General features: G+C 74.2%; 12 protein-coding genes. 9 read left to right on the forward strand and 3 right to left on the reverse strand.

Features of this window, described 5'->3' with window-relative positions; translation table 11 throughout:
* Positions 1-20 precede the first annotated feature (20 nt).
* Both aztD and ABID81_RS14620 read left to right on the forward strand, forming a co-directional pair.
* Positions 21-1,250, forward strand: coding sequence for a zinc metallochaperone AztD (gene aztD, locus ABID81_RS14615; protein WP_354595513.1), 1,230 nt, complete (start codon positions 21-23; stop codon positions 1,248-1,250).
* A gap of 183 nt (positions 1,251-1,433) precedes the next feature.
* Positions 1,434-2,468 carry a helix-turn-helix transcriptional regulator gene (locus ABID81_RS14620; RefSeq protein WP_354595514.1) on the forward strand — a complete coding sequence of 345 codons (1,035 nt, stop codon included), beginning with the start codon at positions 1,434-1,436 and terminating at the stop codon, positions 2,466-2,468.
* 42 nt (positions 2,469-2,510) lie between these two features.
* Here ABID81_RS14620 and ABID81_RS14625 read toward each other — a convergent pair whose 3' ends face one another.
* Positions 2,511-3,023, reverse strand: coding sequence for a VOC family protein (locus tag ABID81_RS14625; RefSeq protein WP_502915239.1), 513 nt, complete (start codon positions 3,021-3,023; stop codon positions 2,511-2,513).
* Between the two features lie 197 nt (positions 3,024-3,220).
* On the opposite strand from ABID81_RS14625, the gene ABID81_RS14630 reads away from it, so the two are divergent.
* Positions 3,221-4,225 (forward strand): hypothetical protein, encoded by a 1,005-nt coding sequence (locus tag ABID81_RS14630; protein WP_354595515.1) that lies wholly within the window; start codon positions 3,221-3,223, stop codon positions 4,223-4,225.
* Positions 4,226-4,291: 66 nt separating this feature from the next.
* On the opposite strand, the gene ABID81_RS14635 is transcribed toward ABID81_RS14630, so the two are convergent.
* The gene (locus ABID81_RS14635; RefSeq protein WP_354595516.1) at positions 4,292-4,609 is read right to left on the reverse strand and encodes a DUF1905 domain-containing protein; all 318 of its coding nucleotides are present in this window, start codon (positions 4,607-4,609) and stop codon (positions 4,292-4,294) included.
* Between the two features lie 46 nt (positions 4,610-4,655).
* On the opposite strand from ABID81_RS14635, the gene ABID81_RS14640 reads away from it, so the two are divergent.
* The 3 genes from ABID81_RS14640 (at position 4,656) to ABID81_RS14650 (ending at position 7,217) form a co-directional block, all read left to right on the forward strand.
* On the forward strand, positions 4,656-5,228 hold the full coding sequence (locus ABID81_RS14640; protein ID WP_354595517.1) for a GrpB family protein: 573 nt from the start codon (positions 4,656-4,658) through the stop codon (positions 5,226-5,228).
* Positions 5,229-5,411: 183 nt separating this feature from the next.
* A complete protein-coding gene (locus tag ABID81_RS14645) occupies positions 5,412-6,011 on the forward strand; it encodes a hypothetical protein (protein ID WP_354595518.1) in 600 nt (199 codons plus the stop codon).
* A gap of 45 nt (positions 6,012-6,056) precedes the next feature.
* Positions 6,057-7,217 carry a S26 family signal peptidase gene (locus ABID81_RS14650; RefSeq protein WP_354595519.1) on the forward strand — a complete coding sequence of 387 codons (1,161 nt, stop codon included), beginning with the start codon at positions 6,057-6,059 and terminating at the stop codon, positions 7,215-7,217.
* 59 nt (positions 7,218-7,276) lie between these two features.
* Here ABID81_RS14650 and ABID81_RS14655 read toward each other — a convergent pair whose 3' ends face one another.
* A complete protein-coding gene (locus ABID81_RS14655; RefSeq protein ID WP_354595520.1) occupies positions 7,277-8,119 on the reverse strand; it encodes a helix-turn-helix transcriptional regulator in 843 nt (280 codons plus the stop codon).
* Positions 8,120-8,221: 102 nt separating this feature from the next.
* On the opposite strand from ABID81_RS14655, the gene ABID81_RS14660 reads away from it, so the two are divergent.
* The 3 genes from ABID81_RS14660 (at position 8,222) to ABID81_RS14670 (ending at position 10,288) form a co-directional block, all read left to right on the forward strand.
* The gene (locus ABID81_RS14660; protein ID WP_354595521.1) at positions 8,222-8,902 is read left to right on the forward strand and encodes an SDR family NAD(P)-dependent oxidoreductase; all 681 of its coding nucleotides are present in this window, start codon (positions 8,222-8,224) and stop codon (positions 8,900-8,902) included.
* A gap of 82 nt (positions 8,903-8,984) precedes the next feature.
* Complete coding sequence (locus ABID81_RS14665; protein WP_354595522.1) at positions 8,985-9,725, forward strand: ZIP family metal transporter; 741 nt, start codon at positions 8,985-8,987, stop codon at positions 9,723-9,725.
* Between the two features lie 92 nt (positions 9,726-9,817).
* On the forward strand, positions 9,818-10,288 hold the full coding sequence (locus ABID81_RS14670) for a MarR family winged helix-turn-helix transcriptional regulator (RefSeq protein WP_354595523.1): 471 nt from the start codon (positions 9,818-9,820) through the stop codon (positions 10,286-10,288).
* Positions 10,289-10,675 lie beyond the last annotated feature (387 nt).

The following is a 10,675-nucleotide window of genomic DNA, read 5'->3' on the forward strand; positions in this document are numbered from 1 at the left end:
CACCAGAAAGAGGAACACCCATGCGCACCCCCCACCTGCGACGGACGGGCGGCACGTTGCTCGCCCTCGGCGTCGCCGCGACCCTCGTCGCCTGCTCGACCGGCGGGCCGGGCACCGCGTCCGACGCCACGGACGGCGCCGACGCGACCCGCGCCTCCTCGTCAGGCCCCCGCCTCGCCGTCTCGTCCGAGGGCCGCGTCGTCGTGCTCGACGGCGAGACCCTCGAGCCGGTCGGCGACTTCGGGTCCGAGGAGTTCACCCGCCTGAACCCGGCCGGCGACGGTCGTCACGTGCTGGTGACCACGAGCGCCGGCTTCCAGGTGCTCGACACCGCGGCGGGCAGCGCCGACGAGCCCGCCCTGACCGACCTCGTCTTCGACGCCGACACGGCCGGCCACGTCGTCCGGCACGGCGGCACGACGGTGCTCTACGCCGACGGCACCAGCGACACGACCGTGTTCCGGTCGGCCGACCTGACGGCCGCCGTGGCCGACGGCGAGCTGCCCGTCACCGAGACCGTCGAGGGCGTCGAGGCGCACCACGGCGTCTCGGTCGTGCTCGAGGACGGCACGTTCCTGACGACGGTCGGCGACGCCGACGGGCGCACGGGCATCGAGGTGCGCGACGCCGACGGCGCGGTCGTGGCCGAGAGCGACCAGTGCCCCGGCGTCCATGGCGAGGGCACCGCGGCCGACGAGGCCGTCGTGTTCGGCTGCGAGGACGGCGCGCTGGTCTACCACGACGGCACGATCACCAAGCTGGACTCGCCCTCGCAGCCGTACGGGCGCATGGGCAACGCGTACGTCAGCGAGACCAGCCCGGTGGTGGTCGGCGACCACAAGGACGACCCCGACGCCGAGGGCTACCTGCTGCACGCCGTCACCCTGATCGACACCGAGGCGGACACCCTCGACGTCGTCGACCTGCCCGAGGGCGTCGAGTACACCTTCCGGGGCGTCGCCCGCGGCCCGAGCGACCTCGCCTACCTGATCGGCACCGACGGCGCCGTGCACGTGCTCGACCCCGCGACGGGCGAGCTGACGGCGTCGTGGCCCGTGATCGAGGCGTGGGAGGGGCCGGTCGACTGGCAGGACGCCCACCCCGCGATCGTCGTCGCCGGCGACGTCGGCTACGTCACCGAGCCGGCCACGAACGGCGTGCACGCGGTCGACCTGACCACCGGCGAGGTGCTGACGTCGACCGAGCTCGACGTCACGCCGAACGAGGTCGCGGTGGCGACGGCCGTTTGACGCGACCACCCAGGGGACGAGGAGGCGCGGCGCGACGGCACCGCGCCTCCTCGTCGTCGGGGGCTGCGCACGGCTCGCGCACCCCGGCACGACTTTTTCGTGACGTTCCGGCCCCGGCGACCGTCCTCATCGTGTGCCGTCCTCCACCATGGCGGCAGCGCACGACGGATCGAGAGGACCACCATGCCGAGCTTCTACGTCAGCGAGCCCGACGGAGAGCCCGACGCGACCGGTGGCGTCACCCCGGCCCCCGTCGACCTGACGGGCGGCACCGAGACGACCTACCGGCGCGTGCAGGACGGCGGCACCGACCTGCGCGAGGCGACCAGGCGGCTCGAGACCCACTACCGCGGCCGACGGTTCGAGTCCGAGGCGACCGACGCCCCCTTCGAGTACTCGTACGTGCTCGCGGGCGACGACCGGCTCGTGCTTCAGACCTCGTCGTTCTCGGCGCCCATGCGGGGCGAGATCCCCTTCCCCGGGCAGTACATCGTCGCGTGGAACCGCAGCGGTCGCACGACCCTGCACCAGCGCGGGCACACCTTCACGAGCGACGGCGCCACGCCGTTCCTGATGCCGGCGGAGGAGGCCTTCTCGTTCGAGTCGACGCCTCGCCGCAACAGCATGGTGCAGCTGGGCACCGCGTTCCTCGAGCAGACGGCCGCCGAACGACACGGCGGCCCCTCGCAACGGATCGTGTTCGACTACGCCGTCACGCCCCGCCCCGAGGCCGTCGCCGCCTGGCGCGCCACGGTCGGCTCGAGCGCCGCCGCCGTCGTGGCCGAACAGGCCTCGCCGATCATGCGGCTCGAGGCGCAGCTGGCCCTGGCCCGGTCGCTGCTCGACCTGTTCCCGTGGCGCGCCGTCGACGTGCCGGTCGGCCTGCGCACGCAGGAGGCCGCCCGGGTGCGGCACGCGGTCGAGTACATCCACGCCCACGCCGCCGAGCCGTTGACCCCGGCCGACATCGCCGCCGCGTCGGGCATGCACACCCGCACCCTGCAGACCTCGATGAAGGAGCACCTCGGCACGTCGCCGGCGGCCTACCTGCGGCAGGTGCGGCTCGACCGCGCCCACGACGAGCTGCTCGCCGCCGCCCCGACCGAGACACGCGTGTCGGACGTCGCCCGCCGGTGGGGGTTCGGCAACTTCGGCCGCTTCGCGGGGGCCTACGCCGAGCGCTTCGACGAGTACCCGCGCGACACGCTCGCGCGCTGACCGCAGCCGCGAGGCGCCCGTCGAGTGGGCGGAAGACGCGCTTCACCGGCGATCGAAGGACGTTTCCTGCCCACTCGATCGTCGGGAGCCGGCACCGGGCGCGGCGTCAGCTCGGTCGGGGGCGCCCTGCTGCTCGGCGTAGGCCTCGGGGCCATGTTCGGCGGCCTGAGGGTCCATCCAGCCGAACTCGAGGATGTTGCCGTCGGGGTCGGTCAGCTGGCGCTGGTACATGAAGCCGTGGTCGGTGGCCGGGCGGGCCTCCGTGCCTCCGGCACCGAGGCCGGCCGTCACGGTCGCGTCGACGTCGTCGCGTGAGTCGAGCATCACGGCGGTCGCGACGGACGCCGCGGCCGTCGGGTCGCCGACGGGCAGGTCGGTGAAGGTCTGGAAGAACTCGCGGGTCAGGATCATGAACGCGCTGTGGTCCTCGTCGACGATCACGCAGGCCGCGTTGTCGTCCGTGAAGAGCGGGTTGATGGTGAACCCGAGGGCCGTGTAGAACGTCTTGGCACGGTCGAGGTCGGTCACGGGCAGGTTGACGAAGATCATGGCCATCGGGTCCTCCTTCGGACGGTCGTCAGGTGGTGACGCACACAGTGGCCCTGCCCCGGTCCGTCGTCAAGACCCGGGTGCCCGACTCGACGCGGCCCCCGCGACCGGCCCGACCTCGGGACCGGCGAGCCGGTAGGTTGTCGAGGAGTCGTCAGCATCGGTGCCCGAGCCGTGCGCGACCGCCCGAAAGGTCCCGACCCGTGCGCATCGCCGCCTTCATCGTCTCCGTCCTCGTCTCGAGCGCGCTCGCGCTGGGAGGGACGCTCCTGGTCGTCTTCGCCGCGCCTCCCCGGGTCGACTGGACCCTCTTCCTCGCCACGGTGGGCTTGGTGGCCCTCGTCTTCGGGCCGCTGACGCTCGGCTCGCTCACCGCGTACTGGGACTTCGGGGGCGACCCGGCCCGCCGTCGCCTCCTGAGGCGGTGGATCGTCGGGGTCGTGCTGGCCGAGGTGGCGGGCGTCGCGGCCGTCGTGGCCTACGCCGTGCTGAACGGGTCGCCGTGGTGGCTCGTGGTCGTCTTCGCCGGAGGCGGCGCCCTCCTGACCGCCGTCGCGCTCGTCGTCGGGCCGGCGCTGCAGCGACGGGACGACGCGTCGCGCGACCCGAGGCCGACCTGGGTCCCGATCACCCGGCGCGAGATCACCCGCAAGGTCGTGACGGTGGCCGCCGTGTTCGCCGGGGCGCTCGTGGTCGGCCTGGTGGTCGCCGTCGTGGTCTCCACCACCGTCGACGGGCTGTCGGACATCCTGCCGAGCGGCCTCGGTTTCGCCGTGGCGCTGGCGTTCTTCGCGGGTGCGATCACCTGCGTGACGACGACGCTGTCGTTCAACCGGGCCCTGCGGGAGGCCACGGGCCGCGACCCCGCACTCGTGCAGAAGGTCGGCAGGGTGGTCCTCCGGGGCAAGGCGGTCGACCTCGATCCCGGCGAGCGGGTCGCCGCCGCGCGGTACGCCCAGGTGGTCGCCGTCACGCTCCCGTTCCAGCTGGCGTACCTCGTCATGCTCTACGCCGGACTCGCCATCCAGCAGGTGCAGGGGCTGCTGTCGGGCACCAGCCCGTTCGCCCTGCCCCTGCTGGTCCTGCTCGTCGTGGTGCTGGTCGCGTTCTTGCCGTGGACCCTGCTCCGCATCGCCCGGGCGCGGCGGTACGCCCGAGCGCACGCGGCCGAGGCTGACGCCGACGCGGCACCGCGGGCGAACGTGTAAGCGCAGGCCGAGGCCCCGCAGGAGGCGCAGGCCGACTCCGACGCGGACGCCCGGCCCTGAGGCGGCTCAGAAGTCGAGCAGGCGCAGCGTCACGCTGACGGTGTCGCCCACCCCGACGCCCAGGGCGTCGCGCACGGCCCGCTTGACCGGCAGGGCGTAGGCGGCCTCGTCGCCGAGGGGGAAGACCGACGTGGCGAACGTGGACGACCCGATCCGCGCCTCCACGCGGACCGACCCCCAGCCGCGCAACAGGTCACCGGCGACCATGAGCACGTGGTCCTCGACTTCGGGCGGCAGGCTGACGAACGTGTAGAAGGCGCGCCGGCTCTCCCACCGCCACAGGTCGCCGTCGAAGCGGAACTCCATCGTCGTCCTCTCGATCACCCGACCCCTGGCAGCCTATTGTCCGGGCGTCTGGCAAGATCTCCTGATGCCCGCCGACCGAACGCCCCGCCGCCCCGACGTCACGACCCTCGACCTCGTGGGCGGTGCCGAGCCGGTGCGCATCACCTTGCACGACTACGACGAGCGCTGGCCCGCCGCGTTCGAGGCGCACCGCCGCCGCATCGTCGAGGCCCTGGACCCGTCGGGCGGCGACGTCCAGGTCGAGCACATCGGCTCGACGTCGGTGCCGGGGCTCGCCGCCAAGCCGATCGTCGACGTCGTGGTGGTGGTGCCCGACATCACGGCCGAAGAGGACTACCTCGACCCGCTGCTCGCGACGGGCTACGAGCTGCGGGTGCGTGAGCCCGGGCACCGGCTCGTGCGGACGCCCGAGCGCGACGTGCACGTCCACGTCTACGAGCGCGGGGCGACGGCGGTCGACGAGTACCTCCTGCTGCGCGACCACCTCCGCGCCGACGCCGCCGACCGCGACCTGTACGCGTCGACGAAGCGCGAGCTGCTCGACCGGCCCTGGGACGACATGAACGACTATGCCGACGCCAAGACCGAGGTGATCACGGCGATCAAGGAGCGTGCCCGCGCCGCCCGCGACCACTGACGCGACAGGCTCTTGCCTCCGGGTCGAGCGTCACTTATCTTTGTGACCGAACCACCCGGCAGACGTCGAGGGCCAACCACCCTCGAGCGGCCCGGTCGTCCGCGATCTCACCAGTCGCGCCCGACCGCTCCGTGCTCCCGCCGCCTCGCCGTCACCGTCGTTCCAGGATCAGGAAGCACCGCCATGCCCATCTCCACGCCCCGCGCCGCCCGTCTCGCCGCCTTCGTCGGCGTCCCCGTCGCCCTCGTCGTCTCGGGCGTGCTCGTCTCGGCCGCGTCGTACTCGGCGTTCTCGGCGACGACGACCAACCCGACGAGCAACTGGACGGCCGGCACGGTCGCCCTCGCCGACGACGACGCGAACGCCGCGCTGTTCACGGCCACGAACCTCAAGCCCGGCTCGACCGCCTCGAACTGCATCAAGGTGACGTCGACGGGGTCGCTGCCCTCGAACGTCGTCCTCTACGGCACGGGCGGCACGGCGAACACCCCGCTCGGGACGGCCCTCACCCTCACGGTCGAGCAGGGCACCGGAGGCGGCTTCGGCTCGTGCACCGGCTTCACGCCCGACGCGACGAACGGCACCGCCTACACGGGCACCCTCGCCGCCTTCGCCGGCAGCCGCACGTCCTTCGCCACCGGAGTCGGCTCGTGGACCACGACGGGCGCCGCGAGCGAGTCGAAGGTCTACCGCATCACGTACGCGCTGCCCACGAACGCGGCGAACTCGCTGCAGTCGGCCACCACCTCGCTCGGCTTCACCTGGGAGGCCCAGAACAACTAGTCCGCCACCCGGACCCGCTGCACCCGCACCGGACGAGAGGCCGTCGTGAGCACGCACCCCGCGCACGCCCTGCCGAGGCGCCACGCCTCGGCAGGCGCGTCCGGGCTGGCCGCCGTCGGCACCGGGGGGCTCGCCGACTGGTCGCGCATCGTCGTGGCGACCGTGGCCCGCGGGGTCGTCGCCGCCCTGCTCGGCCTCGCGTTCTGGGCCGTCGCCCCGGCGGTGCTCGGCTGGCAGCCCACCACGGTGATGACCGGCTCGATGGCGCCCCGCATCCCCTTGGGCGACGTCGTCGTCTCGCGACCCGTCGACCCGCTCTCGCTGCACCAGGGCCAGGTGCTGCTCTTCGACGACCCCGACCAGCCCGGCCACCTCCGTCTGCACCGGTTCGACGCCCCCGGGGTCGACGGGGCCATCGTCACCAAGGGCGACGCGAACCCGTCGGCCGACTCGAGTCCCGTCGCGCGCGACGCCGTGCACGGGGTGGCGATGGTCCGCGTCCCCGCCGTGGGGCTTCCGGTCGTCTGGGCGCGCGAGGGCGACTGGGCGCACCTCGGCCTCGCGGCGGCGGCCCTCGCGGTGCTGCTCGTGCTGACGACGCTCGACTCCCCGCTGCGTCGCCGCGCCTCCGAGGCGACCGGCGTCGACGGCGACGGGACGCCTCCGGGCGGAGGCGGGCGTGCGGGCCAGGACGAGGAGGCGCGGCGCGAGAACCCGACGCCGCCCCGGCGCCTGCACCGCCGGCTGCACCGCCGGGCCCGACGGCGTCGGACGACCGCGGCCGTCTCGGCCGTCGTGGTCGCCACGTCGACCATCGGACTGATGCTGCCGGCCGAGGCCGTCGCCGCCTCGTTCCTGGCGACGACGACGTCGCCGCAGAGCTCGCTCACGGCGACGACGGTCGTCGCGCCGACGGCCCTGACCTGCGCGAACACGAGCGGCTCGAGCGGCGTCGTGATCGGCTGGTCGTACTCGGGCGAGGCCCCCGACAAGTTCGAGCTGATGTACGGCAGCACGGTCCTCGCGACGACGACGGCGGGCACCCAACGTTCGGTCACCTACGACCAGGGCGCCCTGCTCGCCCTCGGCAACCGATACACGCTCACCGTCCGCACGACGCTCGCCGGCTCGTGGACCGCCACGTCGACCTCGACGACCTCGGTCCAGGTGACCGCCCTGGTGCTCGCCTCGGCGGTCCGCTGCTGACGACCCCGGCCCGCGGCAGCCCGTCGGCCCCCGGCAGCCCGTCCGCCCCCGACCCCGATTCAGCCCGTCTCGGCGGTCGTCAGCGCCTGCAGCCCGGTGACCCGCAGCAGGTCGAGCCGCGCCTCGTCGTCCGACCCCGGGGCGACCGTGTAGACGACGATCCGCAGGTCGCCCGGGGCGGTCAGCACGTCGCAGTCGATGGCGATCGGCCCGACCGGGGTGCCGGTGACGGTCTTCCGGCTGGACCGGTGCTCGGCGACCTTCGCCTCGGCCCAGCAGCGCTCGAACTCGGGCGACGTGGCCCGGAGCCGGGCCACGAGGTGCACCAGCGACGGGTCGGACGGGTAACGCCCGACGGCCGCCCGCAGGTCGGCGGCGAGGTCGCTCGCGAAGTCCTCCTCGTGCTGGGCGTCGAACTCGGTGCCGGCGTGGCCCGAGGTGAAGTGCCGCCAGACGAGGTTGCGCTCGAGCCCGACGAGGTGCGACGGGTCGCCGTTGACGGCGGCCCAGAGCGGGTTCCAGAGCAGGATGTCGTGCGTCGCCGAGAAGACGGCCAGGGGCACGTCGCCGAGCCGGTCGACGATGCGCTGCACGCCGGGACCGACGTGACGCGGGACGACCCCGACCGACGGAGGTGCCGCGCCGGCCGCCCGGTAGAGGTGGTCGCGCTCGGCGTCGCTCAGGCGCAGGGCGACGGCCAGGGCACGAAGCATCTGCGGCGACGGGTTCGACGCACGCCCCTGTTCGAGGCGGACGACGTAGTCGACGCTGACCCCGGCGAGCGCCGCCAGTTCTTCCCGGCGGAGGCCGGTGGCCCGCCGGCCCGCCCCGGCCGGCAACCCCACGTCGGCCGGGCCGACCCGGTCGCGCCACGACCGCAACACGCTGGCGAACTCGCTCATGCGACCATCTTCGGCCCTGACGGCCCTGCGAGGGTGGTACCGGCAGTCCTCCCGTCGTGCGGGGCCTGGGTCACGGTGGGCGACGAGGCGCAGCATGGCTGCATGACCACCACACTGATCACCGGGGCCAACAAGAGCCTCGGCCTCGAGACCGCCCGGCGCCTGCTCGACGCCGGCCACACCGTCCACGCCGGCATGCGCGACCTCGACTCGGGCGACGCCGTCCGGGCCCTCGGCGCCCACGCCGTGCAGCTCGACGTCACCGACCAGGCGAGCGTCGACGCGGCGGTCGCCTCCCTGCCCGAGCTCGACGTGCTCGTGAACAACGCGGGCGTCCTCGGTTCGTCGTTCGGCGTCGACGACCTCACCCCCGAGGCGCTGCAGGAGGTCCTCGACGTCAACGTCGTCGGCATCGTCCGCGTCACCCAGGCGGCGCTGCCCCTGTTGCGACGGTCCGACCGGCCCGTGATCGTGAACGTCGCGTCGGGCGTCGGCTGGCCGCGCTGGTTGAGCACGGAGGGCCACGACGAGTTCCCCGTCGCCGCGGTGCCCTACGCCGCGTCGAAGGCGGCCGTGATCGCCCTGACCGTGCAGTACGCGAAGAACCTGCCGACCTTCCGGGTCAACGTCAGCGACCCGGGCTACACCGCGACCGACTTCAACGGGCACGGCGGCCACCAGACCGTCACCGAGGGCACGGACGCCACGGTCGCCCTCGCCCAGCTCGGCCCGGACGGGCCCACCGGCGAGTTCCACGACCGCCGGGGCCGCATCGACTACTGAGCGGCGACCCGCAGGAGGCGCGGTGCCGGTCCTCGGGACCGGCGCCGCGCCTCCTGCGCCCGGACGGACTAGACCTGACCTCGTGCCGTCACCGCTCCTCCTCGCCTCGCTCGCCGGTCTGCTCTCCGGTCTCTCACTCGTGGTCGGGGCGGTGGTGTCGTGGTTCGTGAAGGTGCCCCGCGAGGTCGTCGCGCTCGTGATGGCCTTCGGTGCCGGCGTGCTCATCTCCGCCCTCTCGTTCGACCTCGTCGACGAGGCGACCAGCAGCGGCGGCCTCGTGCCGACCCTCGCCGGGTTCCTGGCCGGTGCCGTCGTGTACGTCGTCCTCGACCAGCTGCTCGAACACGGGGGCTTCCGCCGCAAGCGGCACAGCCGGGGGTCGGCCGGGTCGGGCACCGGCCTCGGCATCGCGCTCGGGGCGTTGCTCGACGGCGTGCCCGAGACCGCAGTGCAGGGCGTGAGCCTGACGGGCGGGGGTGCGCTCAGCGTCGCGGTGCTCGTCGCCGTCGTCATCTCGAACTTCCCCGAGGGCATGTCGAGCACGGCCGACCTCAAGTCGTCGGGCCGGTCCGCCCGCTACGTCTTCGGGCTGTGGTCGGGCATCGCCGTGGTCTGCGCCCTCTCCGCGCTCGGCGGGTACGCCCTGCTGGGCGGCGTGCCCGAGGGCGGCCAGTCGTTCGTGATGGCGTTCGCGGCCGGGGCGATCCTCGCGATGATCTGCGACACGATGATCCCCGAGGCGTTCCGCAAGACGCAGACGCTGACCGGACTGGTCACGGTGCTCGGCTTCGTCGCGAGCTACGTGGTGCACCAGGTCGCCTGACGCCCGGCGACCCCGCCGGGGGCCCCGAACTGGGTCATCCGTTCTGCGACGGTGCCGCACCCCGCGGGTCGGCGCTCGAATATCCTGCATCGGTGAGCCCCGACCTTCCCGCCACCCCGGAGAACCATCCGGAGTCCGTCCGGCTGCTCGCATCGACCCTGCGGACCCTCGACGAGGCGCACCGGCGCTACCGGCTGCACGCGGCGAAGGTGATCGGACTGGGTCATACCGAGCTCTCGGCCCTCGTGGCCATCGGCGAGGCACCGGGCCTGACGCCCGGCACCCTCTCGCACGAGCTGCTGCTCAGCACGGGCGCGACGACCGCCGTCGTCGACCGGCTCGAGAAGTCGGGCCACGTCGTCCGCACCCGGCACCCGGACGACCGCCGCAGCCTCTTCCTGCACCTGACGGCCCTGGGTGAGGCCACCACGGGCACCCTGACCGAGGCCTACCAGTACGTCCTCTCGACGACGGGCACCGACGAGACGATCGCCGACGCCCTCCCCCAGCTCGACGCCATCGCCGCGGCGCTCGACGCCGCGTCCCGCGAACCCGCGTCCTGACCCCCCGCGGCCCCGGGGGCCGGGCCGTGCGCCCGCCGACCCCGCGCCTCCCTGGCGTGCGCGCCCGCCGGTGCCGCGCCTCCTCGGGGTGCGCGCCCGCCGGTGCCGCGCCTCCTCGGGGTGCGCGCCCGCCGCACCCGCGCCTCCTGCCCGTGTCGCACCGCCCTGTGAGCGTCGCACCGCCCCATTCGGCGGTGCGACGTCCACCTGGCGGTGCCACACCACCCCGCCGCCCTTCGCCGCCCAGGTCGCACCACCGTCGCGGGGGGGGGGGCCCCCCCCGGGGGGGGGGGGGGGGCCGCCCCCCGGGGGGGCCGGGGGGGGGGGGGGGGCGCGGGGGGGGGGGGGGGGGGGCCCCCCCCCCGGGGGGGCCCCCCCCCCCGCCCC

This window comes from Frigoribacterium sp. PvP054 (assembly GCF_040547465.1).
Taxonomy (GTDB): domain Bacteria; phylum Actinomycetota; class Actinomycetes; order Actinomycetales; family Microbacteriaceae; genus Frigoribacterium.

Coding starts and splice junctions, on each gene's coding strand:
- aztD (WP_354595513.1), top strand. CDS start 21: ATGCGCACCCCCCACCTGCGACGGACGGGCGGCACGTTGCTCGCCCTC.
- ABID81_RS14620 (WP_354595514.1), top strand. CDS start 1,434: ATGCCGAGCTTCTACGTCAGCGAGCCCGACGGAGAGCCCGACGCGACC.
- ABID81_RS14625 (WP_502915239.1), bottom strand. CDS start 3,023: ATGGCCATGATCTTCGTCAACCTGCCCGTGACCGACCTCGACCGTGCC.
- ABID81_RS14640 (WP_354595517.1), top strand. CDS start 4,656: ATGCCCGCCGACCGAACGCCCCGCCGCCCCGACGTCACGACCCTCGAC.
- ABID81_RS14645 (WP_354595518.1), top strand. CDS start 5,412: ATGCCCATCTCCACGCCCCGCGCCGCCCGTCTCGCCGCCTTCGTCGGC.
- ABID81_RS14655 (WP_354595520.1), bottom strand. CDS start 8,119: ATGAGCGAGTTCGCCAGCGTGTTGCGGTCGTGGCGCGACCGGGTCGGC.
- ABID81_RS14660 (WP_354595521.1), top strand. CDS start 8,222: ATGACCACCACACTGATCACCGGGGCCAACAAGAGCCTCGGCCTCGAG.